Origin of the sequence: Micromonospora sp. NPDC047670, assembly GCF_043204915.1 — a bacterium.
GTDB lineage: Bacteria > Actinomycetota > Actinomycetes > Mycobacteriales > Micromonosporaceae > Micromonospora.
In genome coordinates this window covers 24638-51307 of sequence record NZ_JBIDDA010000005.1, presented here as the reverse complement: position 1 = coordinate 51307, position 26670 = coordinate 24638, and the positions used below count along the sequence as shown (strand labels likewise).

12 protein-coding genes are annotated in these 26670 nt (G+C 74.7%); 2 read left to right on the top strand and 10 right to left on the bottom strand.

The genetic code is table 11. The annotated features are described in order from the left end of the window. Window positions 1-25: 25 nt before the first annotated feature. From ACGF7U_RS13970 to ACGF7U_RS13945, 6 genes are all read right to left on the bottom strand, one after another. Window positions 26-2872 (bottom strand): discoidin domain-containing protein, encoded by a 2847-nt coding sequence (locus ACGF7U_RS13970; RefSeq protein WP_393106338.1) that lies wholly within the window; start codon window positions 2870-2872, stop codon window positions 26-28. A gap of 119 nt (window positions 2873-2991) precedes the next feature. Further along, window positions 2992-4665: a glycoside hydrolase family 13 protein gene (locus ACGF7U_RS13965; protein ID WP_393106336.1), complete on the bottom strand. Its 1674-nt coding sequence runs from the start codon at window positions 4663-4665 to the stop codon at window positions 2992-2994. Window positions 4666-4807: 142 nt separating this feature from the next. Continuing rightward, window positions 4808-5695, bottom strand: a complete 888-nt coding sequence (locus ACGF7U_RS13960) for a carbohydrate ABC transporter permease (RefSeq protein WP_393106334.1) — start codon at window positions 5693-5695, stop codon at window positions 4808-4810. Window positions 5696-5707: 12 nt separating this feature from the next. Further along, window positions 5708-6658: a carbohydrate ABC transporter permease gene (locus ACGF7U_RS13955; RefSeq protein ID WP_393106332.1), complete on the bottom strand. Its 951-nt coding sequence runs from the start codon at window positions 6656-6658 to the stop codon at window positions 5708-5710. Window positions 6659-6735: 77 nt separating this feature from the next. Then, window positions 6736-8115, bottom strand: coding sequence for an ABC transporter substrate-binding protein (locus tag ACGF7U_RS13950; protein WP_393106330.1), 1380 nt, complete (start codon window positions 8113-8115; stop codon window positions 6736-6738). A gap of 528 nt (window positions 8116-8643) precedes the next feature. Beyond that, window positions 8644-9645 (bottom strand): LacI family DNA-binding transcriptional regulator, encoded by a 1002-nt coding sequence (locus ACGF7U_RS13945; protein WP_393106328.1) that lies wholly within the window; start codon window positions 9643-9645, stop codon window positions 8644-8646. A 215-nt stretch (window positions 9646-9860) separates the two neighbouring features. Between ACGF7U_RS13945 and ACGF7U_RS13940 the strand changes: the two genes are divergently transcribed. Together ACGF7U_RS13940 and ACGF7U_RS13935 are read left to right on the top strand one after the other, a co-directional pair. Next, window positions 9861-11522 carry a glycoside hydrolase family 10 protein gene (locus tag ACGF7U_RS13940; RefSeq protein WP_393106326.1) on the top strand — a complete coding sequence of 554 codons (1662 nt, stop codon included), beginning with the start codon at window positions 9861-9863 and terminating at the stop codon, window positions 11520-11522. Window positions 11523-11646: 124 nt separating this feature from the next. Beyond that, window positions 11647-13536, top strand: coding sequence for a glycerophosphodiester phosphodiesterase family protein (locus ACGF7U_RS13935; protein ID WP_393106324.1), 1890 nt, complete (start codon window positions 11647-11649; stop codon window positions 13534-13536). A 140-nt stretch (window positions 13537-13676) separates the two neighbouring features. Here the strand turns inward: ACGF7U_RS13935 and ACGF7U_RS13930 are convergent, their stop codons facing one another. From ACGF7U_RS13930 to ACGF7U_RS13915, 4 genes are read right to left on the bottom strand one after another with little or no spacing between them, the layout of a single operon-like run. Further along, window positions 13677-15482: a hypothetical protein gene (locus ACGF7U_RS13930; protein ID WP_393106322.1), complete on the bottom strand. Its 1806-nt coding sequence runs from the start codon at window positions 15480-15482 to the stop codon at window positions 13677-13679. Between the two features lie 48 nt (window positions 15483-15530). Next, window positions 15531-17369 (bottom strand): hypothetical protein, encoded by a 1839-nt coding sequence (locus tag ACGF7U_RS13925; RefSeq protein ID WP_393106320.1) that lies wholly within the window; start codon window positions 17367-17369, stop codon window positions 15531-15533. Beyond that, entirely contained in the window at window positions 17366-21883 is a 4518-nt protein-coding gene (locus tag ACGF7U_RS13920; RefSeq protein WP_393106318.1) for a hypothetical protein, read from the bottom strand. The genes ACGF7U_RS13925 and ACGF7U_RS13920 overlap by 4 nt, the downstream gene beginning before the upstream one ends. Next, window positions 21883-26670, bottom strand: a complete 4788-nt coding sequence (locus tag ACGF7U_RS13915) for a PQQ-binding-like beta-propeller repeat protein (RefSeq protein ID WP_393106316.1) — start codon at window positions 26668-26670, stop codon at window positions 21883-21885. Before ACGF7U_RS13915 ends, ACGF7U_RS13920 begins: the two co-directional genes overlap by 1 nt.

Sequence of the window (26670 nt, the reverse complement as noted above, 5' to 3'; positions counted from 1 at the left end):
TCGGCGTCCGGGCCCCGCCCACACGTCAGGTGGCGTGGACCTCGAACTCGGCGAGCTGGCCGGCCGGCCAGCCGGTGTTGCCGGTGACGGTGATCCGGACGAACCGGCGGTCGCCGGCCGGTACGCCGATCGTCACGGTGTTGCCGCTGGCCGGGTCGAAGGTGCGGCCGGCCGGCGCGGCGAGCGTGGCCCACGACGAGCCGTCGGCGGAGCCGAGCACCGACACCGTCTGGGTCCGGGCCTGCCAGGCCGAGGAGGGCGGCAGCTTCAGCACGATCCGGGACACCGGGCGGGCGGTGCCCAGGTCGACCGTCACCGACTGGGGGAAGGCGTTGTTGGCGCTCTCCCAGTAGGTGTTCGGGTTGCCGTCCACCGCGTTCGCCGCGACGTACACGTCGGCGTGGCTGGTCTCGGCGATCGGCCGGTTGAGCGCCAGGTTGCCGGTGGGGGGCGGCGTCGTGGTCGGCGGGGGAGTGGTGGGCGGCGGCGTTGCGCCGCCGTACACCTCGAACTCGGCGAGCTGGCCGGCGGGCCAGCCGGTGTTGCCGGTGACGGTGATCCGGACGAACCGGCGGTCGCCGGCCGGTACGCCGATCGTCACGGTGTTGCCGCTGGCCGGGTCGAAGGTGCGGCCGGCCGGCGCGGCGAGCGTGGCCCACGACGAGCCGTCGGTCGAGCCGAGCACCGACAGCGTCTGGGTGCGCCGCTCCCAGCCGGCGGGCAGCTTCAGCACCACCCGGTCCACGGCGCGCGCCGCGCCGAGGTCGACGGTGAGCGTCTGCGGGAAGGCGTTGTTGGCGCTCTCCCAGTAGCTGGCGGCGTTGCCGTCCACCGCGTTCGCCGCGACGTAGTTCTGGGTCGAGCTGGACGCGGTCACCGGCCTGCCCTGCGCGAGGTTCCCGCCGGTGGGCGGCGGGGTGGTCGGTGGGGGCGTGGTCGGCGGGGGCGTGGTCGGCGGTGGGCTGGTCGGGCCGCCACCCCACTGTGGCTCGGGCCACGGCCCGCAGTACGGGGTGGCCGTGTACCAGCCGGAGTTGCCGGCGCCCTGGGTGATCTGGAAGCCGCTGCCGACGCAGTTGTGGATCGGGTTGGCCTGGGCGATTCCGGTGGCCCGCACGTTCGTGAAGGACACCTGGCTGGGCGCCTGCACCTGGAGGGCGTACGTGCCGGCGCCGTCGATGCGTACGTTGGTGAAGCTGATCCCGCTGGTGGCGCCCTCGATCCAGTGCAGTGCCGCGTACGAGCTGTCCAGGATGTCGGTGTCGGTGACGGTGATCGACGCGCCCTGGATGGGCTCGTTGAGCGCGGAGAACCAGATCGCGCCGACGCCGAAGCGCCAGTTGTAGTCGGAGTTGCCGTTGCGGATCAGGGTGTTCCGGGCGACGGTGATCGTCCCGGAGACGGCGGTCGGGCCGGTCACCCCCGGATAGCGGTTGGCCACGTGGATGCCGCCGCCGTTGGTGACCGAGTCGGCGGTGACGTTGTCGGTGATCCTGATGTCGCGGCCGCCGTAGGTGACCAGGTGGTTGGCGAGGATGGTGACGCCGATCGTGTTGAACGTGAAGGAGTTGTTGACGTTCGGCACGCTCTGCGCCCACATGGCGAGCGCGTCGTCGCCGGTGTTGCGGACGAAGGTGTTGGTCACCGTGGAGTTGGTGACGCCCCAGTGGAAGTTCACCCCGTCGGCGGTCTGGTCGAGGATCCGGCTGTTGCGGATGGTGAAGTTGTCCATCGGGCCGTCCATCCAGGCCCCGACCTTGGTGTGCTGCATCCAGACGTTGTCGACCACGGAGTTCGACATCGCGCCGCCGACGGCGTTGACCTGGTCCTCGTCCACCCGCTCCCGGATGTCGCCGATGATGGCGAAATCGCGCAGGGTCACGTTGCGGCTCGGGCCGCCGGCCTCGTGCGGCCGGATCTCGCCGCCGTAGCCGCCGCCGGGGACGTACTTGCCGTAGATGCCGGCGGCGCGCTTGCGGTCGGTGGGGTGCCGGCCGCCGAGCACCGAGTACCAGGGCCCGGCCCCGCGCAGGGTCACCCCGTCGACCACCACGTGGTCCCAGAGGGTGAAGGTGCCGCGCGGGATCCACACCGCCCGTCCCTGCGCCTTCCCGGCGTCCACGGCGGCCTGGAACTTCGCGGTGGAGTCGGTGGCGCCGGTCGGGTCGGCACCGAAGTCGGCGACCACGTCGAGGACGCCGGCGGGCTTGGTGATCGGGTCGCCGACCAGCTCGAAGTCGGCCAGGTCGATGGTGAAGGTCGGCGACTGGGCGGTCGAGGAGACCTGGAGCCGGATCTTCGTGCCGGCCGGGTGGGTGGTCCCGAACATGGTCCGGGTCTCGTCGTAGAAGTGGTGCGGGTTGGTGTCGCCCGGGTTGTTGTTGAACGGGTAGCCGCCGTAGTACCAGCCGTACCGGGAGGTGACGGGCACCGCCTTGACCAGGGTGCCGTTGGCCCGCAGGTCGATGGTGGCGTCCCGGCCGGTGCCGGTGGCGTTGTCCGGCAGGCTGTACCGGAAGGTGACCGCGTTGGCCGGCGCGATGAGGGTGAACTCGACGTACTCGCCGACCGCGTCGAGGGTGACCGCCTCCCGGCCGGAGGCCTCCGACGGCAGCGTGCCGTACCGCCGGTCCGGCCCGATCTTCGTGCCGGTGTGCGCGACCTCCTCGGCCTCGTGCTCGACGAAGGGAACGGTGGCGCCCCGGCCGGGGATGTCGAACGGGGACAGCCCCGCCGCCTGGGCCGGGACGGCGGTGCCGGTGAGCGTGACGACGGAGATCGAGGCCGCGGCGAGGGCGGTGCCGGCGAGGGCGGCCAGCCCCGTGCGGATCCGGGTTCTGCTCAGGTGACGTGGGGTGGTGTGGTCGGCCATGAGCGACCTCTGCCTTTCCTCAGGTGGTCAGGTCCCCCGTGTACGGCGTGCGGTGCGCGAACCTCCTCGTCGGTGGGGGTGCCGGCGGCCGGGCCGGGCCGCCGGCACCCGGTGGTGGGTCAGGCCGGGGCGGGCTCCGCGCCGGTCGCGGTGGCGTCGGTCGTCGGTTCGGTGGTACGCAGCCAGACGGCGGTGTCCGGCGGCAGCAGCTCGTCGTCCAGCGGCCCACTGGCCAGCAGCCGCTCGGCGTGCGGCGGCAGCGGCACCGCCCTGGCGGAGAGGTTGACCAGGCAGGTGAAGCCGGGTGGGCGGTGGAAGGCGAGCACCCCGTCCGGGGCCGGCAGCCAGGTCATCGCGCCGTCACCCAGCGCCGGATGGCTCCGGCGGATGGCGAGGGCGGCCCGGTACAGCTCCAGCATCGAGTGGTCGTCGCCGGTCTGGGTACGGGCGGTGCGGTCCTTCCAGTCGGCCGGCTGGGGCAGCCACGGCGGGGCCGTCGCGTCGTCCGGGCTGAAGCCGAACGGCGGCGCGTCGCCCGACCAGGGCAGCGGCACGCGGCACCCGTCGCGGCCCGGGTCGACCCCGCCGGAGCGGACGAACATCGGGTCCTGCCGCAGCTCGGGTGCGATGTCCTCGACCTCCCACAGGCCCAGCTCCTCGCCCTGGTACACGTACGCGGCACCGGGCAGCGAGAGGGAGAGCAGCGCCGCCGCCCGGGCCCGTCGGGTGCCCAGCTCCAGGTCGCTGGGGACGCCCTCGCGTTTGGCGGCGAAGCTGAACGTGGTGTCCGCCCGGCCGTAGCGGGTGACGTGCCGGGTGACGTCGTGGTTGGAGAGCACCCATGTGGCGGGGGCGTCGACGGGTGCGTGGGCGGCCAGCGTCGCGTCGACGCAGGCGCGCAGCGCGGACGCCTCCCAGGCGCAGCCGAGGAAGTCGAAGTTGAACGCGGCGTGCAGCTCGTCCGGGCGCAGGTAGTTGGCGAACCGTTGGTGGTCGGGCAGCCACACCTCGCCGATCAGGGCGCGACCGCCCGGGTACTGCTCGACGATCCGCCGCCAGCTGCGGTAGATCTCGTGCACCGCGTCGACGTCGACGAACGGGCTCGGGCCGTCCGGGTTGGCGTCCGGCAGCGCCGGGTCCTTGGCCAGCATGGCGGCGGAGTCGATCCGGATGCCGTCGACGCCCCGGTCCAGCCAGAACCGCAGGATGTCCTCGAACTCGGCGCGCACCCGCGGGTGGTCCCAGTTGAAGTCGGGTTGCTGCGGGGCGAACAGGTGCAGGTACCAGTCGCCCGGTGTGCCGTCCGGGTCGGTGGTCCGGGTCCAGGTTCCGCCCCCGAACGGCGACACCCAGTCGGTGGGCTTCTCCGCCCCGTCCGGGCCGCGCCCGGGGCGGAACCAGAACAGCTCCCGCTCCGGGGCGCCCGGGCCGCCGGCCAGCGCCGCCTGGAACCACGGGTGGGCGTCCGAGCAGTGGTTCGGCACCAGGTCGACGATGATCCGCAGCCCCGAGCGGTGGGCCTGGGCGATCAACTCCTCGGCCTCGGCGAGGGTGCCGAAGACCGGGTCGATGTCCCGGTGGTCGGCGACGTCGTAGCCGGCGTCGGCCATCGGCGACGGGTACCAGGGGCTGAGCCAGAGCGCGTCGACCCCCAGGTCGGACAGGTGCGCCAGGCGCTCCCGGATGCCCGCGATGTCGCCGATGCCGTCGCCGTTGCCGTCGGCGAAGCTGCGCGGGTAGATCTGGTAGATCACCGCGCTGCGCCACCACCGTGGGTCGTCTGCTGTGGACACGGGCACCTGCTTTCTGCGTCGGTACGTCGGCGGTCAGCCGGACCTGGATGTGTGTCGGGCGAACGGTCGTCGTTCGCCGCGGCGGTTGCGCTGGTGGTGTGTGCCGGTGCGGTCGGCCCTTCCGTCTGCTGCGGCGTCGGGGCTATCCCTTGAGGCTGCCCGTGGTCAGGCCGGACATGATGTTGCGCTGGAAGATCAGGAAGACGACGACGGTCGGGATCGCGGCGATGACCGACGCGGCGATCACCACGTTCATGGGCGTGCCGCCCGAGAAGGCGTAGATGCCGACGCTGACCGTCCGGGTCTCGGGCGACGGCATGACCAGCTTCGGCCAGAGGAAGTCCTTCCAGACCGCGGTCACGGCGAAGATGGCGACCACGCCGAGGATGGGCCGCGACATCGGCAGGATGATCGACCAGAGCGTGCGCAGCGGTGTCGCCCCGTCCATCTGGGCGGCCGCCATCAGGTCCTCCGGGATGGAGTCGAAGAACCGTTTCAGCAGGAAGATGTTGAACGCGTTCGCGACCAGGGGCAACCAGATCGCGAAGGGCGAGTCGAGCAGGTTGACGTGCAGGATCGGCAGGTCGATCACGGTCACGTACTGCGGGACGATGAGGACCATCGCCGGGATCATCAGCGTCGCCAGCATCAGGCCGAGGATCGCGTTGCCGAAGATCGGTCGAAGCTTCGACAGGGAGTACGCCGCGGCGGTGTCGAGGACGAGTTGGAACACCACCGCGCCGGCCGCGTAGTAGAACGTGTTGAACAGCAGCTTGGCGAGGTCGAGGTTGTTCCAGGCGTCGGCGTAGTTCTGCCACTGGGGGGCCCGCGGAAACAGCGTCGGCGGGGTCTGCGCGATCTCCTGGCCGGACTTGAGCGCGCCGGTGACCATCCAGTAGAGCGGCCCGAGGAAGACGAGTGTGAATCCCGTGACGACGACGGCGAGCAGCGCCCAGTAGACCAGCCTGCCGCGCCCCCGCCTGAGCTGGGCATGGGAGATGAGTGTCCGGGTCGCGGAGTCCTGTGCCATTCCTCGTCCGTCCTAGTCCTGTTTCGCGGTCAGCCGCACGTAGGCGGCGGAGAAGCCGGCCAGCACCACGAGCATGATCACGCCGAGCGCCGCGGCGCCGTTGAGGTCGTTCTGGAAGAACCCGTGCTGGTAGATGAGGTACGCGACCGACGTGGCGGAATCCTCCGCGCCCGCGCCGTTGGCGAGGATCAGCGGCTCGACGAAGAGCTGCATGGTGGCCACGATCTGCAGCATCGCCAGGAGCGCGAGGATCAGCCGGGTCTGCGGGATGGTCACGTGCCGGATCCGCCGCCAGATCCCGGCGCCGTCGAGTTCGGCCGCCTCGTAGAGCTCGCCGGGGATGTTCTGCAACGCCGCCAGGTAGATCAGCACTGCGCTGCCCATGTTCATCCAGGTCGACGCGATCACCATCGCCGGCATCGTCATCTCGGGGGACTGCATCCACTGCGACGTCGGCAGGTGCAGCGCCTTGAGGATCGCGTTGAACAGTCCCGCCTCGCTGGGGTCGTACGCGTAGAACTTGAAGAGGAAGAGCGCCGACGCCGGCGGCAGCATCACCGGCAGGTAGACCAGGATCCGCAGGTACCCCCTGGCGTGGCGGAACTCGTTGAGCAGGAGCGCCACGAAGAACGGCACCGCGTAGCCGAGGACGAGCGCGAGGAGCGTGAAGGTGAACGTGTTCCGCCAGGCGGTCCAGAAGCTGGGATCGTCGATGATGCGGGCGTAGTTGTCCCAACCCACCCAGACGGTCTCGCCCCGCCGCGTGCGCTGGAAGCTCATGACGATGCCGCGGATCATCGGGTACCAGGAGAAGACGACGAAGCAGAGCACCGCGCCGATCAGGAACGCGTGCCCGGTCAGGTTGTCCCGGACCTTGCGGCCGAGGCTCGTGCGCCGCGGCCCTGCCGGGGACGGCGGGCGACGGGTCTTCCTGGTGCTCCCCGGGAGGGTGGTGATCGCCAAGGCAACTCCTGCGAAGTCGGTGACCGGACGGTGCGGCGCGGCTGGGGTGGGGGCCGGCGCGGCCCCCACCCGCCGGATCAGCTCTCCGCGGCGAGGAGCCGGTTGACCTTGTCCTCGGCCGTCTTGAGCAGCGCGTCGATGTTCGCGTTCGGGTTCGTCAGCACCCCGGACATCGCCGCGTCGAGCACCGCGTAGATCGCCTGCGCGTTGCGCGGTTCGCCCTTGATCGGCACCGGGTTCGCCTCGAAGACCGCGAAGTTGGCGGTGTCGACGTTCGCGTTCGCCCTGCGCAGCTCGAACTCCTGCTTCTGTGCCTCGCTGCCGCCCGCGAAGAGCAGCGGCTGGGGCAGGCCGACCGGGTAGTTCTGCGGCTTGGCCCGGACGTAGTCGAACTGGCCCTTGCCCGGCGTCAGCTTCTGGTACGCGATCCACTTCAGACCGGCCTTGACCTGCTCGGGGGAGAGGCCCTTCTTGAAGAAGTAGCCCTCGCCGCCGCCGAGCGTCGCCTTCGCCGGGCCGTCCTGACCGGGCAGCGGGCCCATCGCCCAGTCCTGGAACCTGCCCTGGAACTGGCTGACGATCGCCTGGGTGGCGTCCGGCGCGCCGATGAACATGCCCACCTTGCCCGCGGCGGCGTTGGTCAGCAGGTCGCCCCACTGCAGCAGTTGGCGGCTGCCCATGCTGTTGTCGCCGTAGCGCATGTCCTTGAGGTTCTGCAGGACCTGCCTGCCCATGGCGTTGTTGAAGTCGGCCTTCCTGCCGTCGGCGGTCAGCACCTGCCCGCCCTGCGAGTAGAGCAGGGAGGTGAAGTGCCAGCCGCCGGTGTTGCCGGCGCTGTACTCGGAATAACCGGCGATGCCGTTGCCGAGCGCGGAGATCTTCTTGGCGGCGGCCCGGACCTCGGGCCACGTCCTGGGCGGGTTGTTCACGTCGAGCCCCGCCTGCTGGAACAGGACCTTGTTGTAGACCAGGCCCATCGAGTAGTTCTTCACCGGGACGCCGTAGAGCTTGCCGCCGTCGCTGAAGACCTCCTTGAGTGCCGGGTCGATGCTGTCCCAGGTCGGAATCGTCTCCTTGTTGGCGTACGCCGTGACGTCCATCGCCTGACCGGAGTCGAGCACCTGCTGGAGATCGGTCATGTACCCGTAGAACACGTCGGTCACGGTGCCGCCGGCCAGGCGGGCGGTGAAGTCCGGCGGGTTGTTGCACTGCTCGCCGACGCTGACGCTCTTGATGACGATGTCCGGGTTCTGTTGCTGGAACGCGACGACATCGTCGTTCCAGTTCTTCAGCAGCTCTTTCTGGGAGCCGACCGGCTGGCAGTCGACCGTGATGGTGACCTTGCCGCTCGCCTCGTTCGTCGCGTCGTCGCTCTTCGTGGAGCAAGCCGCAAGGCTGAGCCCCAGGCCGGCCACGAGCGCCAACGCCGCAGCCTTCCGATACTGCGGTACGGACATCTGTCCATCCCTTCGGGAACGGGTGTCTCCAGAGACGTGCGCTGATCCGCGGTGACCGCCACCGCGGCGATGCCCTGCTACTGATCCGGCTCCGACGCGTGACCTGACGGCCGCTGGCGGCGTCGGGGGCCTGCTGTGAGTGGAGTCACTGTAACGAGGCGAACTGATCCCCGCAAGGTACCGATTTAGGATTGCAAGGAAGCGACTGTAGTCCCGGTAAATTTCGACAATCCCCCCGAGGGCTGTCCGGATTGGGAACCTCGCCCCCCTTTGGTGCTCGTCCTCGCGCCGATCGCCCGGCGGGCAGCGGGGATCGCCGGAGCTGCCCCCGGGGTGGGCCGCACGGCGGTGGATGGGCCGATGCCGGCGACGACGGAACGGCCGTCGACCGCGGGCGGCGGGCGACGGCCGGAGCGCCGTGCGGGTGGCGGGACGGTGGTCGCGGCCGCAGGGCCGGTCACTGCCGGGGCGCGGTGGTCGGCGGCGGGAAGCGTGGCCGGCGGCCGACCGATGGCCGGGCCGGCCGGCTCAGCGGCCGGGGGCGGGCGCGGTGGAGGCGCGTACCACGAGCTCGGGCTCGAACAGCAACTCGTCGTGCAGCACGCCGGCCCCCTCGATCTGGGTGACCAGCAGGTCGACCGCGGCCTGCCCCATCGTCTCGATCGGCTGCCGCACGGTGGTCAGGGGCGGGTCGGTGCAGGTCATGAACGCGGAGTCATCGAATCCCACCACCGACACGTCGGTCGGCACCGTCCGCCCCAGCCGCCGGGCGGCCCGGATGGTGCCCAGGGCCAGCACGTCGCTGGCGCAGACGATGCCGGTCACGCCGCGCTCGACGAGCTTGGTCGCGGCGACCCGCGCCCCTTCCATGGAGAAGCTGGAGCGCTCGACGAAACCCGTGGCGTCGGTCCAGTTCGCCACCCGAACCATCGCGTCCAGCTTGCGCCGGGACGGCACGTGCCCCTCCGGGCCGAGCACCATGCCGATCCGCTCGTGTCCGAGCGAGCGCAGGTGCCCGTACGCCTGCTCCACCGCCACCGCGTCGTCGGTGGACACCCGGGGAAAGCCGAGCTCGTCCACGCCCGCGTTCACCAGCACCACCGGCAGTCCCCGGTCGGTCAGCCGCCGGTAGTGCTCGTGCGACGCGTCGGCCAGCGCGTACGACCCGCCGGCGAAGATGACCCCGCTGACCTGGTGGTCGAGGAGCATCTCCACGTAGTCGGACTCGGAGACGCCGCCGATGGTGCGGGCGCAGAGCGCCGGGGTGAAGCCGCGCTGGGCCAGGGATCCGGTGACCACCTCGGCGAGCGCCGGGAAGATCGGGTTCTGCAACTCGGGGAGCACCAGGCCGACCAGCCGGGCGCGCTCGCCGCGCAGCTTGGTCGGCCGCTCGTAGCCGAGCACGTCCAGCGCGGTGAGCACCGCGGTGCGGGTCGCCTCGGAGACGCCACCGCGGCCGTTGAGCACCCGGCTCACGGTGGCCTCGCTGACGCCCGCCTTCCGGGCCACCTCGCTCAGCCGCTTCGTCACGGCCGCAATGCTACGTCATGCCGGTGCAAGAATTGAACAGGGCCCTGCCGCGCGATGACGGGAGGCGTCAGCCGGCCCCGAAAGTTTGCGCAGCGCATCCCCGGCGGCCCGATCCTGGGTGGGGCGGCCCGTGTTCGCCACGGCGGCCTTAGCTGACGGTTAAGTAACGCGCCAACCGGTTCACCCGGTGCGCCGGCGCTGGGCAGACTGGTGCGATGCCCACCGCTCATCCGCCCGCCCCCACCGCCCGTCGCGCCCGAAGGCTCGTGGCGGTGGTCGCCGTGCTCGCCGTGGCGGTCACGGGCGGGACGTGGTCGCTGCGAAACCGGAATGTCGGCGACGGGGGCGCACCGGAGCCGGGCGACGTGGCCGCGTTCGGCGCGCCGTCCGCCGCCCGCCCGGCGGGCATTGGCGTCTGCGCCGGCCGGGCGGCCCGGGCGCCACGCGAGTTGCGCGGCATGTGGATCACGACGGTGAACAACATCGACTGGCCGAGCCGGCGCGGGCTGCCGGCCGAGACCGTGCGGGCGGAGTTCCGGGGCTGGCTCGACCTCGCGGTGCGGCACAACCACAACGCGGTCTTCGTGCACGTGCGGCCGAGCGGGGACGCGCTCTGGCCCTCGGAGTACGCGCCCTGGTCGGAGTGGCTGACGGGGCACCGCGACGGCCGCGACCCGGGGTGGGACCCCATGGAGTTCATGGTCGCCGAGGCGCACGCCCGGAACCTGGAGTTCCATGCCTGGTTCAATCCGTACCGGGGCGGTCAGCCGGCCACGGTGGGTGGGCCCGGCCCCCGGCTGGACCAGCTCGCCCCGACACACCCGCTGCGGCGGCACCGCGACTGGGTGGTGACCTATCCCAGCGCCGACCGGCCCGGCAGCCGCCTCTACTTCAACCCGGGCATCCCCGAGGCGCGCAGGTTCGTCGAGGACGCCATGCTGGAGGCGGTGCAGCGCTACGACGTCGACGGCGTGCACTTCGACGACTTCTTCTACCCGTACCCGGAGGCCGGGCAGGACTTCCCGGACGGCGCGGCGTTCGCCCGGTACGGCCGGGGGTTCGCGGACAGGCACGCCTGGCGCCGGGACAACGTCAACACGCTGGTCCGCGAGATGAGCGAGCGGATCAAGGCGATCAAGCCGTGGGTGAAGTTCGGCATCAGCCCGTTCGGCATCTGGCGCAACGAGCGCACCGATCCGGCCGGCTCGGCGACGGCCGGTCTGCAGAGCTACGACGACATCTACGCCGACACCCGGCTCTGGGTGCGAAAGCAGTGGCTGGACTACGTCGTGCCGCAGCTCTACTGGCACATCGGCTTCGACCGGGCCGACTACGCCGCGCTGCTGCCGTGGTGGGCGGCCACGGCGCGGGGCACCCGGGTGCAGCTCTACATCGGCCAGGCCGACTACCGGGTGGGCGAGCGCGGGGCCTGGCGCGACCCGGCCGAGCTGGACCGCCAGCTCGCCCTCAACCGCCGCCACGGCGTGCGCGGAAGCGTCCACTTCAGTGCTAGACAGGTGCGCGCCGACAAACTCGGGGCGGTCAGCCGGTACAGCCGGGCACACTATGCCGGCCCGGCGCTGGTGCCCACGATGGCGCAGCTACCGGCGGCGCCGCCGGACGCCCCCACGCCCACCGGCGCGCGGCGTGCGGACGCCGGCGGGGTGGAGCTGGCCTGGCGGGCGGACGGCGCCGCGAGCGTCGCCGTCTACCGCGTGGACGGCGACACCGCCCGGCTCGTCGGCACCACCCGGGGCGCCGGCTGGGTCGACCGCGCCGCCCCGACCGACCGACCGCTGTCCTACTGCCTGTCCGGGCTGGACCGCAGCGGGAACGAGGGTCGACTCAGCGCGCCGATCTCCGTCGGCACCCCGTAGGGAACCAGGGCCCTCCCGCCGCGGCGGTGCTCCGAGCACCTCGCACGCGTTGGAGGGGCGACGTTATCGCCGCCGCCACGGCGGGTTGGCCGGGCGTTCCGGTGACGTTCCTACGGTCCGGACCATGACACCTCGCCCCACCCGCTCCCGACGCGGAAACCCGAGCCGTCCCGTCGCCGCGCTCGCCGTCCTGGCGCTGTCGGCCGGCCTGCTCGCCGTGCTGCCCCCGTCGCCGCCGGCCGCCGCCGAGCCCGGCGCGGTGGCCGTCGCCGAGGACTTCTCCGCGGGCCGGCTGCCCGCCGGCTGGCGGGCCGTCGACGGCACCTGGAAGGTGGAGAACGGCCGGCTGTACGGCACCTCCGCCAGTTCGAGCCAGAACAACAAGATCACCTTCGGCCGGCACCTGAACGACTTCCGGTTCGAGGCGACCGTCCGGTTCGAGTCCGTCGCGTCCGCCACCCGCTGGACGGCGCTGGGCCTCGACGTGCCCGCCGACGGCGCGACCCCCTGGTGGATCGCCACGATGCGCAGCGGCACCACCGCCAGCAACGGCCTCGAATTCGCCCAGCGCACCACCGCCGAAGCCTGGAACGTCACCAACACCGGCGCCGGCCCGTACGCCGCCGGCACCGGGCGGGACGTGCGGGTCGCCGTGGAGGTGCACGGCAGTCAGGCGCGCTGGTTCGTCGACGGCCGCGAGGCGCTGCGGACCAGCAGCCTGCAACGCTCCGCCGGCGGCGGGCAGGCGCTGCTGGTCAACGGCGCCACCGTCTCCTTCGACGACGTGCGGGTCACCGAGCTGGCCCCCAACGGCTACCTCCGCCCGGACGGCAGCCCGCTCACCGTGATCGCCCACCGCGGCGCCTCGTCGGCCGCCCCGGAGAACACCCTGGTCGCCCAAGAGGCGGCCCGCCGGGCCAACGCCGACTGGATCGAGAACGACGTGCAGCCGTCCCGCGACGGCGTGCCGTTCGTGCTGCACGACACCACCGTGGACCGGACCACCGACGGCGCAGGCCGGATCCGCGACCTCACCGCCGCCCAGCTCAAGGCCCTCGACGCCGGCTCCTGGTTCGCGCCGTCGTACGCCGGCGCGAGGCTGCCCACGCTCGCCGAGCAGCTCGCCGACCTGCGCACCCGCGGCGGCAACCTGCTGCTGGAGATCAAGGGCGCGCACACCCGTGACGAGGTCGCCCGGATCGTCGAGGTGATCCGCGCCGAGCGGATGACCGGCCGGGTGTTCATCCAGAGCTTCGAGGTGGACGCCCTGCGCCACACCCGCGAGCTGGCCCCGGAGCTGCCCCTCGGGCTGCTGCGCAGCAGCCTCGACGCCGACCCGGTGGCGATCGCCCGCGAGCTCGGCCTGACCGCGTACAACCCGAGCGGGACGGCGCTGCTGACCCGGCCGGACGTGGTGCGCGCGCTGCACGACGCGGGCGTGGCCGTGCTGGTGTGGACGATCGACTCGGCGAACCAGTGGCAGGCGCTGGAGCAGGCCGACGTCGACGGGATCATCACCAACCGTCCCGCGGAGCTGTCCGGCTGGAACGCCGCGTACCTGCAGCGTCCGCCCGCCACGCCGACCGTCGCGATCGCCGCGCCGGCCGACGGCGCCACCCTGGACCGGGCGCAGCAGCCCACCCTCACCGTCACCACGACGCACGCCGAGACCGTGACCGTCACCCTCGACGGGCGGCCGGTCGACCCCGGCGCGCCGCTGGACCTGGCCACCCTGCCCGCCGGCCGGCACACGCTGCGCGCCGAGGCCGTCGGACCGGCCGGCCGGGCGTCGGCCACCAGCGCCTTCACCGTCCAGGCGAGCCCGGCGGGGCTCGGGTACGTGATCCTGACCGCCGACATCGAGCGGGGCACCCGCGCCACGCTCAGCGCGCTGCTCGTCCAGGGCCGCTACGCCGAGCTGGCCCGCCACGCCGACCAGCAGGCCGGCCGGCGGCTCCCCGTGGAGCTGGCGCGCGTCGTCGCCGCCGACGCGCGGGCTCTCGCCGCGGACTGACCGTACGACGGCGGCGGGCGGGGCGACCCGCCCGCCGCCGCGCGGGGCGCCGGCCGGGTCGGCGACGCGACGGGACCCGCGGGCCGTGCGCCCCGGCCGTCGCACCGACCACCGTCGGCGCGCCTCGCGCCCGGGGCGGATCAGTACGGCGCGGGCACCTCCACCTCGAGCGGCTCCAGGTCGTCGCGGACGGCCTTGACCTCCCAGTAGAAGGCGTGCGACGCGGGCGACCCGTCGACGGTGCGGACCCGGAACGAACCGTCCGTCACCCGGCTCGCGGCCAGCGGCGACACCGGCTCGTCGTCCTCGAAGACCGGCGTCAGCTGCACGGTCCGTCCCTCGGGCCGGGTCAGCGCCTCGAAGTAGTCCGGCAGGTCCACCCGGGCGACGCCGTCGCTCAACCGCGCCTCGCCCCGGTAGTAGACGCCGTTCTCCGGCCCCTCGATGGCGGCGTGGATCAGCTGGCGGCGCTGCGTGGCGTCGGGGGCGTCCAGCGGGTGGTCGATCGCGAACTGCTTGGACTTGCCCTTGATCACGCCGCTGCCGGCCGTCAGGCTGATCGTGTACCCGGACGCCTCGGTGCCGAGGTAGATCGCGCCGGAGGCGAACAGGTCGTAGGTGCTGATGCCGCCACCGCTCCAGGAGGGCACCGTGTTCGGGCTGACCGCCACCCCGAGCTGGCCGTTGACCTGGACGTTGCCGCCGAAGAAACCGCGCTTCTCGACCCACAGGCAGCCGGTCTCCGGGCCGGTGCCGCCGCCGTAGCCGATGTAGACGCCGGCGCTGTTGAGCAGGTAGAGCCGTTCGGGGCCGTTGATGTGCAGCCGGTTGGCGCCGGAGAGGTAGCCGTGGGACGGCATGGCGATGTTCCCGCCCGTCGACAGGCCACCCTGCACCGTCAGGTCGCCGTTGCCGTTGGCGTCCTTGACGACGGTGACCCCGCCGGTCGCCCGCAGGGCGAAGCCGCCCTCGGCGGTCAGCGACAGCCCGCCCCGCCCGCGCAGGCTCACCGCCCGCAGCTCCCGGACCGCCAGGTCGGCGTACGGCTTGCTGCCCTCGGCGTAGCCGAGCCCCGGCGTCTCGGCGCTGCGGTCGACCAGCTCGAAGCCCCGGCCGGCCCGGAACGACAGCTGCGCGTGCTGCACGCCGGGCCCCCAGAAGCCGAGCGCGGTGACCACCTGTCCGGCGGTGACGGACGTGCCCTCCATGCTGCCCAGGTGCAGCATGCCGCCGGCGATTCGCAGCCGGTCCGCGTTGTGCTGGGTGAAGGCGATGATGTCGTCGGGGTCGTTGTTGTTGGCGATCCGCAGGATGGTGTTCTCGCCGTCGTACGGCCAGTACCGGATGTACGCCTCGTCGCCGAGGCCGCCGCCGGGGTCGGCGGGGAAGGTGATGCCGGACTGGGGGCCGGCGCCGACGGCCGGCACGATGGCCCCGACCGGAACCCGGAGCCCGGCCGCCACCCGCCCGGTGCCCTCCACGGTGACCGTGCCGCCGGCGCGGGTGACCCGGCCCAGCACGATGGCGTGGGCCGGGTCGGCGGGCGCGGCGGCGGAGAACTCGACGCGGCCCTCCTCCGTCCACCGGGTCGGCCCGGCGACGCCGCCCTCGTCGCGCATCCCGTCGAGGAACTCGTGGTAGCGGATCACCACGTACCAGCTGCTGCCCTCGGTGGGCAGCGCCCTGCGGCTGTCGTCGGGCAGCACGACGACCCGGCCGGCGCCGTCGATCGCCACGCCCTGGCCGACCGTCACGTCGCCGCCGGTGGCGGTCAGGCCGAGGCCGCTGACCACGCCTCGGGGCTGCAGCAGCCGGGCGGCGAGATTCTGCCGCGCCAGCAGGTAGTCCAGCGCCTGGGTCAGGTCGCCGGCGCGCAGGTACTGGTGGTCGTAGTACCGGGGCCGGGCCATCGGCAGCGGCAGGTCGTTCTTCCAGGTGATCGTCATGGTGTGCTCTCCGCTGATCTGTCTCGGTCGATGCGCGGGCGGGGTCGTTCAGCGCGGTTGGACGGTGTCGTAGCGCAGGCCGCTGGACAGCTCGCCCGTGCCGGCGCGGCGGGCGCGGCCCAGCCAGAGGTGCACGGAGCCGTCGGTCCACCGGGCCAGCTGCCACTGGCGCAGCAGCCGGGCACCGGCGCGCGGCACCTCCTCCTCGGGGATGGCCAGCTCGACCAGGTCGTCGCCGCGCCAACGCCAGTCGAGCAGGCGGCTGTGACCGGTGACCGCGACCGGCGGGCCCTCGCGGGACGGCTGTTGCAGCGGGAGCCGGCGCAGCCGCACGACGTCGGGCCGGCCCTGCGTCGGCCCGGGGACCAGCGGCACCCAGTTCTCCGGCACGGTGGTGGCGAAGGCGTACGACGGGGTGGGCACCGTGTCGGCGGCGGGCGGTCGCGGTGGCGGTGCCGCCCGGCCGACCTGCGCGCCGCGGTCGATCGGCCGGCCGGTGGCGCCGGTGACGGTCCGCTCGACGGCCCAGGCCAGGTTCGCCATCTCGTCGCGGCCGAGGCGGACCTCCTCCACCGGCTCGGAGTCGAGGGTGGTGGCGGCCGTGGCGGGCAGGACCAGCACGTCGGCCGGCCCACCGGCGGTCGCCCCGGACGGACGGAACAGCGCCGTGTCGTCGGGCGCGGCCGGCACCAGCGTCTGGATGCCGAACGTGTCGGTGACGATCATCGAGCGGATCCGGGTGGCCGACCCGACGGGCAGTTCCAGCGGCACCAGGAAGTGGTCGTTGGCGTAGACGAGGCCGTACCCGACCAGGAACATGCGGGCGAGGTCGCCGGCGCCGGCGCCGATGCCGGCCAGGTTGACCTGGGCGTCCTCCAACTCCCAGAACCGGGTCGACGGCATGCCGGCGTACGCGACGGGGGTGGGCAGCAGCACCTTGACGACGTCCTCGACCTTCGGCGCGGCGTCGAGGGTCGCCCCGGGTTCGTGGTCGAAGTGGTACCAGTCGAGGCGGTCCCCGTCGTACTCGTGGGCGGTGAGCACCAGCTCGCCTTCGGAGCCGTGGGCGGCGACGGCGAAGTCGTACTCCATCCGTTCCCGCCGCCACGCCGGTCCCTCCTGGCCGGGTGCGCTGAACAGCGGGGTGAAGTCCGCCGGCGGCCAGGGTGGCGCGGCCGGCCTCGACGGCTCCGGCGTCAGCACGGCGGGCAGTTGCAGCAGATATCCGTCCGGCGGGCCGGCGGGGCGGGGCGGCACGCCCAGCCAGGCCAGCCACTCGTCGACGGCGGCGGTGACCGCGCCGACCAGCGCGGGCGGCACCTCGTTCTCGGCGACGAACCGGCCCTCGGCGCAGGCGCGCAGCGCCAGCTCCCCGTGCGGCGCGCGGCCGGCGGCGATGCGCAGGTAGCCCCGCGTCTCGGCGTCCGCCGCCGAGGCGGCGTCGGGCGGGACGGCCGGGACGGGATACCGGGCGCACAGCCGGGGGGCGAGTTCGCCGGCGCCGGCGTCGGCGATCAGCCGCAGCAGGTGCTGGCCGCTCTCCACGGCGAAGCGCAGGTCGCCGGCGGTGGCGGCGGACTCCCGCTCCACCACCGCCTCCAGCGGGACGGCGGCGGGCAGCCCGACGGTGCTGCCGGAGTCGGTGCCGGGCCGGTAGCGGCTGAACGGGGCGATCTCGGCGTGCACGCGGGCGCTGACCGGGGACCCGGTGTCCTCGCCGGTGAACTCGCCGAGCTGCCACTGCCGGGCCAGCAGCCACAGGGGATCGGCGACGCGGGCGTCCACGGCGGGGGCCAGGTCGGCGCGCCGGGTACGCGGTTCGAGGCGCGTCCAGGTGGTGACCGACGGGATGTGCGCGTCGGTCTGGGTGGGGTCGGCGGTGGTCACTGGCCCTCCTGTCCGCCCTGCGGCGCCAGCGTCGCGTCGGGGACGAAGTCGGTGGTGGTCGCGGTCTCGGCGACGTTGGTGGGGAAGTAGAGGGCGGGCAGGAAGTGCCCGGCGGCGCCGAGGGAGTCGACGTCGACGGCGCGGGCGACGGCCAGGTCGAGGGCCTCCTCCAGCACCTGGGCGAGGGTGGCCGGCTGCCACGAGCCGGCGCCCTCGGGCGCGAGGCCCAGCAGGACCGCCTGCGGGGCGGCGGCGCCGGGGGCGTCGTACTCGAAGGTGACGCCGGTCTGCACCCGCCCGGCGGGCACCACCTCCGTCCACTCGTCGACCAGCAGGCCGTGCACCGGCCGGGTCGCGTCGATGCCGCCGGGAGCGACGACGACCAGGGACACCGGTTCGGTGTCGGCCCGCGGTGGCGCCTCGCCCACCCAGCGGTCGCCGGGGGCGTGGGGGAGCTGCGCCACCCGCACGGCGGCGGGCAGCTTCACGACGCCGCCGGCATCCAGGGCCTGCGCGGTGGTCAGCACCTCCTGCAGCCTGCCCACGGCGGGCCGGACGCGGCCGTAGCGGGACAGCCACCGGCGTACGGGGTGCGGGGAGCCGCCCTGCAGCGCGTCGCTGGCGGCGAGGGCGGTGGCCAGCTGCTCCGGCTGCGGCGCGGTGGCGCGGGTCAGGACCGGCATGTCGGCGCCGAGCAGCGCCCGGATGCGGGCGATCTGGGCGTCGCGCCGCCGCGCCGAGGGTGCCGACGGGCGGTCGAAGTCGGTCGCCGGGTCGCAGGCGCAGGCCGCCGGCGGGCAGGGCGTCCGGTCGTGCAGCTCGGCGACGACCCGGCAGTGGGCGGCCAGCCGACGGTCCAGCTCCGCGCGGGCGACCAGGGCCGCGTCGGCGACCGCGCGGGCGCTGCCGGCCGTCGGCGGGGGCGGTACCGCGCCGACGACGCCGAAGCCGGCGGCGGTGTCCAGCAGCTGACGGACCGCCGTCTCGTCCCAGCCCGGCCCGTCCCCGCCGGGGACGGCGTGCAGTGCCGTCGCCGCGTCGCGCGCCGCGTGCCACTGCTCGTCGGCCTGCGACTTGAGCACGTTGTCGAACTCGGGGGGCGCGTCGGGCTCCAGGCCGAGGTCGGCGGCGACGACCGGCCGGGACCGGCCGACCAGGTCCCGCAGCACGTTGACGGCGTGCAGGAACTCGGCCAGGCCGACCCTGTCGGCCGGCCAGGCCGGGTCGCGGTCGTAGTCCAGCTCCAGCGTCCAGTCCGGACCGACCCCGGCGGGCACCAGCTTCGCCCACGCGACGAGGGTGAGGCGCCGGTCCAGCTCGGCGTCGTCGGGGCGGCCGGGATGCGGCGGGGCGGCGAGCAGGTCGATCGCCGGGATCTGCAAGCGGTCCAGGCTGGCGTCCCGCCAGGGGGTCGCGGTGACCCCGTCCGGGGCGTGCCAGCGGTAGCGCCAGAACACCCGCCACGACGGCGGCAGCAGCACGGAGGCGAGCGCGTCCGCGGCGGCGACCATGATGCGCGGGTGCTGGGCGCGGGCCGTCGGCCAGTCCTGCCGCAGCCGCTGCCACCGGTCGTCGACGTTGACCAGCAGCAGCACCCGGTGGGTGAGGGCCGTGCCGGTGACCGGGGTGCGGGTGACGTGCAACTGCGGTGGGCTGGTGGCGGCGCCGGAGGCCGCGTCGACGGCCGCCGCGGCCCGGTTCATGTCGCCCAGGGCGAGCTGGTGCACGCCCTCGGCGAGCAGGGTGTCGGCCACCGCGTCGGTGGCGTCGGCGAGGTCGGCGAGGACCTGTCGCACGGCGGTCCGGGCCGCCCCGGGCAGCGCGTTCAGCTGCGTCTCGACGGCCCCGGCCCGGTGCAGCCGGTGCAGCTCCAACCCGTCGACGGTCGCCGCCGACTCGACGGTCGGCGTGACCGTGGTGGCGTCGTCGCCGACGTCGACGCGGTGGGCGCGCACCGGCGCGAGCCGGCGGAACGTCGGCAGGAACTGGTCCAGCGGACCGTCCGGGTGGTCGTGCAGGCCACGCTCGAAGCGGTAGCCGAGCAGCGCGCCGAGGCTCTGGCCGGCGCGGACGCCGTCGAGCAGCTGCTCGGCGAGGCGGACCCGGCGGGAGGAGAGGTCGACGGCCAGGGGGTTGTCGCCGCCCTGGTGGGAGCGCCACGCGCTGCGCAGCACCGCGGTGGTGACCGCCTGCGCCGGCGAGGGGGCGTGCACGTGCCCGGCGCCCTCCGGGGCGGCCGGCAGCGTCGGCGGCGCCACGGTCTCGGGCACGTCGGCGGGGCGGGGCACCAGGCGCGGTGGCCCGGCCGGCCGCAGGTCGACCAGCCAGCCGTACCCGCCGACGTGCACGCCGGGCGGCGGCCCGGCGGTGAGCTGGGCCAGCCGGCGGGTGGCCAGCGAGGTGACCCAGGCGTCCAGCCGGTGCGTGGCCAGCCCGAGGGTGCCGGCGACGTGCCGGTGCAGGTCGGCGGGGGACAGCCCGTCGTCGAGCTGTCCGGCCAGGTCGCCCAGCGCGGCGCGGAAGGCGCGCAGGTCGGTGGTCGCCCGGACGTGGCGGGGGTCGGGCTGGGAGCCGGCGAGGTAGCTGCCGACGGTCTCGCCGGGGGCGTCGGGCACCGGCACGGCGAGGCGGCGACGCAGCACCCGCGTGCTGTCGTGCGGGCGGATGTCGACCAGTTCCGGCTCCGGGATCTCCGCCGCGGCGGGCAGCGACGCCTCGGCGGCGAACGCGTGCGCGGCGGCGGAGTGCTCGGCGATCAGGGCGGCGCGCAGCAGCCGGTGGAACAGCGGCACCGGACCGTCGGAGGGACGCGCCGGCACCTCGTCGCCCTTGACACCGACGGCGGCCAGCGCGTCGAGGTACGCCCCGATCCGGGCGGCGTCGGGCTCCCCGGGTCCGTCCAGCAGGGGCGTGCCGAGGGCGTACGCCTCCTTGGCGAACACGGCCAGGGACAGCCGCGGGTCGGTGGGGCCACCCAGGCCGAGCGCGGAGAGCAGGGCCCGGGCCGGTTCGACGAGCTGTTCGCGCCAGCCGTCGCCGAGGCCGAGGCGGGCGAAGCGCCACAGCCAGCTGACGTACTCGTTGCCGAGCATGCTGCGGGCGCGTACCTCCAGCACCCGCGCGTCGGTGGCCAGGATGTCCAGCAGGGTGCGCTCCGGGTCGGCGAGACCGGGCACGATCCGGGGCACCGGCGAGGGCAGCCACACCCGCTGCCACAGGCTGGTCAGCAGCCCGACGGCCCGGGCCTCGCCGGTGCCGGCCGGGCGCCAGTCGCGCAGGCTGGCCACCGGCAGCAGCCCGTACGGCTGGCGGCCGACGCGCAGCGTGGGCAGGGGTCCTTCGGCGTGCACGTGCGCGACGAAGTGGTCGCGCAGCGCGGCCTGTTCGGCGGGGGTGGCCACCGGCAGCAGGTCCCGCAGCAGGGCGCCGAAGCTGGCCGGCCAGAGCAGCCGGCGGACCAGCCGGCCGGTGGGCCGGTCGGCCACGGCCGCGCCGGCGCCGCGGGCGAGCGCGGTCGGCGCGCCCTCGCGGGTCGGCCTGCCCCGGGCGGCGGTCAGCGCGTCGTCCGGCTCGGCGGTCAGCGCCACGCCGAGCGCGGCGGCGACCAGCGCGGCGGCGGCCTCCGGCGCCCCGGCGTCGGCGGCGCTGTCGGCGGCGGTCGGCGCGGCGGTGGTCGGTACCGCCGCCGGGGTGGCGGCGGCGGTGTTGTTGGTGGGGGTGTCCGGGGCCAGGAACGCCAGCCCGTCGGTCGCGGCGTGCGCCTCCAGCAGGCGACCGAGGGCCTTGGCGGAGGCGGCCGGCGCGGCGGCGGCGTCGAGTCCGAAGACCAGCAGCCGTTCCACCGTCTCCGGTTTCCCGTCGCCGCCGAGGGGGACGGTGACCGTCAGGGCCATGCCGGCGGCCTCGGCGGTGGCGAAGTCGACGGTCCAGCGCATCCCGGCGTCCACCGGGGGCGCCTCGGCCGGCACCTGGTCGATGGTGCCGTCCTCCTCGGCGGCGACGGGGGTGGGGCCGACGGGCAGGTCCGGGGTGACGGGGTTGGAGGTGCCGGTGAACAGCCGGCCGCTGACGGTGCGGCCCACGGCGTACCAGCGGGTGGGCAGCAGCCGGGCCCGGGCCGGTTCGCACCAGGGGCCGGGCCGGGGAACCAGTTCGGGGAAGTCGCCGCCGACCGGCTCCGTGACCCGGGCGATCCAGGTGGCGCGGGGCGCGTCGAAGCGGCGCACCAGGTCGGTCCAGGCCGCCTCGTCGGGTGCGCCGGTGACACCGCCCGGCCGCCCCTCGCCCCAGTACCTGCGGCCGGCGGCGATCTCCTCGGCGGTGAGCCCCGGCTCGTGGTCGTCGACGTGGATCTGGTCGGGGTAGACGCGGATCCTCAGGGTCGCGCCGGCGAATCGGGTCTCCAGGCGCACCGGCAGCATGACGGCGGGCGCGAGCGCGGAGAGCGTCCACGGGGTCTGCGTCAGCACGGTGGCCAGCGGCGGCCGGTTCGCGGCGTACGGCGAGGTGGTCATCACTGGTTCTCCGGGCTCGGTAGCAGGTCGCTGGCGTGGCGGGCGAGCAGGACGGGGCGTTGCAGCACGGACAGGGCGGTGTCGGCGGCGTTGCGGCCGTGCCGCGCGGCGAAGACGACCGCGTCCGGGGACGGCGGGTCGCCGGTGAGGTCGACGCCGAAGCGGGGCGCGGCGGGCTGCTCGCGCAGCAGGAAGAAGTGGCCGGGGGCGCCGGCGGCCCGCCGGGGGGCGCCCCGGGCGACCTCGGCGGTGAACGGGAAGCCGAACAGCAGCAGGTCGGGGGAGAGCCACGCGCGGAAGATGGGCAGCACGTCCGGCCCGGTGGGTTCCCGCTGCTCGGGGCCGGTCCACGCCGCCTGGCGCATGGTGACGATGGTGGAGGGGTAGCGGCGCAGCAGCTCACCCCGGACGACCAGCACCAGCGACTGCTCGCCGGGGGCGCCGACGGCGGTGAGGTGGCTGCCCAGCGGCCCGTTGCGCCACGCGGGGTCGGTCAACGGCGGGATGTCGGTCAGCGGGGCGCCGGCGGAGGCGGCGCCGCGGACGTCCCAGAACTGCCGGAACCAGGTCTGCCGCGGGTCGGCGGGGAACTCCCGCCACAGCATCTCCCGGCTCATCTCGTGGTTCAGCCCGACCAGGAACGCCTCGATGAAGCGGGGGTTGGCGGCCAGCGCGGTCATGGTCTCCGGCGCCACGGCCGGCAGGTTCGGCACCACGTGCTCCTGGGACAGCCCGCGCAGCAGCTCGTACGCGGGGACGGTGAAGGTGACCCCGGCGAGCAGCCGCCGCAGCGGGTCGCCGCTGTCGGGCAGGGCGTCGACCAGGTCGCCCTCGCCGAGGGTCAGCCCGGCCAGCACCTCCCCGGCCACCGCGGTCTCCGGGCGGACGGTGTCGCGTACGGCCGCCGCCGCGGTGGCGAGGTCGACCGGCGCGGGCCGGTGGTCGCGGGCCAGCGACTGCGCCGGGGCGAGCCGGCCCTGGTGCGCCGCGGCCGCGGTCATGAAGTCGTCGCCCATCCGGGCCCGGTCGGCCACGAGGTCGGCCCGCAGGTCGGCGATGGTGACCGAGCAACCGTGGGCGTCGGCGGCCCCGGTGACGGTGACGGTGGGGCTCCAACTGACCGGGACGCCGCCCGGGTCGAGGTCGAAGGCGACGCGGTAGGTGATGCTCGCGCCGCTGCGCCGGGCGACGACCAGGTCGGGGCGGCGGGTGCCGGTCACGTCGGCCACGGCGATGCCGGCCCCGGCGGCGCCGGCGACCGCCGCCTCGTCGGGCACCGCGTGCTCGTGGTTCCAGCCGCTGACGACCCGGCCCCGGCGGTTGAGCCCGACGCCGGTGCAGTAGCGGGCCACCGGGTTGCCGCCGGCCGTGCCGGCCGCGAACACGACCAGGTCCGGTCGCTGGTCGCCGGTCATGTCGACGACGTCCACGCCGACGGCGGAGATGGTGTCGAGCTTCTGTGGGGTGGGCTGGGAGTCGCTCCACCCACGGGTGGCCCTGCCGGTGGCGTCCAGGCCCCAACCGACCCGGTAGTACACCCGGTTGTCGCTGCCGCCGGGGCGGCTCACCCCGTACGCGACGACGAGTTCGAGCCGGTCGTCGCCGTCGAGGTCGGCCAGGACGACGTCGAGTCCGGCGGCGTCGCCGTTGACCGGGTCGGGCAGCTCGTACGGGCCGGTCCAGCCGCCGGCCGCCGCGCCGTCGGCGGTGACGTCGCCGCCGATCCAGTAGCTGATCCGGCAGGTGCCGTCCGGTCCCGGTGCCAGGAGGGCGGTGACCAGGGCCGGCCGGCCGGACGGCTGCAGGCGGCCGATCGTGGTGGCGGTGGCGCGTACCGCCGCCGGCGCGACCGGCCCGTCCACGGGCGCGGTCAGGGCGGTCTCCTGCACCGCCCCGTCGTCGCCCACGTTGTGCCCCACCTGCACTCGGGCGCGCCGGGCGGTGCCCGCCCCGGCGGTGTGCGCGAACAGCAGCGAGGCGAGCAGCCCCACCCGGGGGGCGAACCGCAGGTGCGGCGCGGGAAGCGCGGTGTCGAAGCCGGCGCCGCGCGGGTCGGCCGGCAGCCCGTGGTCGATCCAGCCGCCCGAGTGACCCCAGGGCCAGGAGGTGAGCCGGCCGTCGGCGGTGACGGCGAAGATCTCGCCGCTGCGGAACGCGCCGAGCACCGGGCCGGGACGGTGCCGGCCGAGGCCGCCGTCCGGCACCGTCTCGATCACGCCCCAGCCCCAGTACTCCCGCTCGTGTCCGTCGTGGTACCAGCGGTAGCGGCGCATCAGGCGCAGGTCTGCCGGGTCGGCGTCGGTCGCGCCGAGCGCGATGATCGACATGCCGTCGTCCTCGCCGATCTGCGCCGCCTGCTGCCCGAGCGAGACGAGCCGGCGCCCCTCGGGGGCGGCGTCGTGCCGGTAGAGGGACCCGTCGGGCAGCTGGGAGATCAGCCAGCCGTCCGGCGTCAGGTAGGAGAACCGGGACCCGTACGCGGACGGGTGCAGGCTGGCCGGGGAGCCCCACACCGGCGGGATGGCGTCGTTGCCGACCTGGCTCCACTGTCCACCGTGGACGAACAGCCGGTTGTGGCTGGTGGCGACCAGCACGGCCGACCCGGTCGGGCGCGGGGTGCCCCAGAGCCGCTCGGTGGACCACATCGCGGGCGCTCCCAGCGACGCCCACGAGCCGGTCGCGGGGTCGTAGCGGTGCAGGTTGCCGTCACCGCCGAGCAGGTAGATCAGGTTGCCGCCGGCCGCCGGTCGGCTGCGCACCCCGAGCGGCGGCGCGCCGCAGTCGCGCCACACCCACCGGTCGCCGTCCCAGCGCCGCTCGAACAGGCGGCTGTCGCGGGTGCGCACGAACACCCGGTGGGGCGCCACGGTGGCACCGGAGGTGGCCACGGCGGTGCCCGGCGGGAGGCCGTGGTCGCGCCACACCCACTCGTCGCCGATGCGGCGGCGCTCGAACAGCCGCCCGTCGGCGGCGCCGACGAAGAAGCGGTCGCCGTTCAACAGGTCGCCGCCGTTGGTGGCCACGCTGGTGACCGGTTCGTCGAGTGCCAGGGCCTTCGTGCCGGCCGCGGTGGCGGCGGTGGTGGTGGTGTGCCACCACGGGTTCTGGGCGGCCTGTTCGATGACGGCGCGGGTCAGGGAGCCGAGCCCGCGCCCGTCGGTGACCAGCGTGTCCAGCACCTTGCCGCCCGCGGGCACCTTCGCGGCGGGCACCGGGCTGGTGCCGCCGGCGAGCCGGGCCAGCGCGGCCGGCCCGCCGTCGGGGTCGACCCGGCGGGCGAGGGGCCCGCGGGGGCGCAGCAGCCGGCGCAGCGGCGCGGTGGTGGCGGCCCGGGCGCCCGGGTTGCCGTCCAGTTGCCGGTCCAGCGGGTCACCGGCGGCGGCGGAGCGGGCGGTGGGCCCCGGCTCGACGAGGTCGTGCACCGGCTGGGTCAGGGCCACGAGCTGGTCGTCGCCGAGGGGCGTGCCGGGGGAGGCGGGGTCGACCCGGCGGCTGAACAGGGCGGTGGCGGTGTCCCGGGCGGCCTGGCCGCGGCGCAGCCGCTCGTTGGCCTCGCGCAGTTCGGCGGCCCGTTCCCAGGCGGCGGCGGCCAGGTCCTCCTGGTGGCGCTGCACCACCTGCGTGCCGAGGGCGGCGGCGGCCCGGTAGCGGGGGTCGAGGTTGAGCCCGGCCAGCCAGCGCGGTTCGGCGCCGGGGGCGGGGACCTGCCCCTGCTGGCTGTGGATGTTGCCGTACAGCGGCGGGGTGAGCCGGTCGTCGGCGTGGCGCAGCAGGCCGGTGAGCGCGTCCTGCCAGGCCTGGCGGACGTCGTCGGCCCAGACGGTCGGGGTCATGCCGGGGGCGGCCAGGGCACCCTCGAAGCCGAGCACCGAGCGGCCCTCGACACCCTCGTCGTCGCTGTGCGGCAGGCCGCCGCCGGGAGCGGCGATGTCGACCGGTTGCCGGCCCACGTCGTCGGGCAGGACCCGGGAGCGCAGCCGGCGGGCCAACGACTCGAAGTCTCCGTCCGGGCCGGTGCGGAACGTCCAGTGGTGGTAGACGGGCAGCAGCACCGCGTCGTCCGGCCCGGGGTGCGGCGAGTCGGGGCCCCAGGCGGGGGCGAGCGGGCCGGTGTCGTCGACGCTCTGGCCGAGGCCGGCGCGGACCCCGGCGGCGAAGGCGGGCACCACGGCGGCGACGTAGTCGGTGCCGGCGGCGAGCCGGCGCGGGCACAGCAGCCGCGACAGGGTGCGCTCCGGGGCGGAGGCGATGACCTCGGCGAGGTCCTCGTCGTCGGTGACCAGCACCTGGGCGTGCGCCCACGCCCACGAGTCGGCCAGCACCGGCAGGTGCCGCACCGTGGTGGCCAGCCGGGGCAGGGCCTGGCCGGGCTCGGTGCGCAGCTCCGCGCCGTCGGCGCCGGCCGGCGCCACCACGAGGACCAGCCACGGGCGCAGCGCGCCGTCGGCGTCTGGCCGGGCGGGGGTGTAGAGCCACGGCAGGTCGGGGCTGTCGAATTCCACCGCGGCCAGCAGGGACACCTCGACGTTCTCCGCGCCGGGCGCCGGGTGGCTGCGGATGATCTCCTGCGGGTCGACGCCGACGACGTCGCCCGGGCCGTGCAGCAGCGCGGTCGTGGTGCCGGCGATCTGTTCGGTGTCGCCGGTGGCGGTGTCGGTGCCGAGCGCGGCGACGCTGAGGGTTACCTCGGCGCGGGGGCGGGGCAGGGCGCCGCTGAGCGTGTCGGTGTGGGCGACCACGCGGGCGACGCCGTCGCGGACCCAGGGCAGGAAACGCAGGCCACCCAT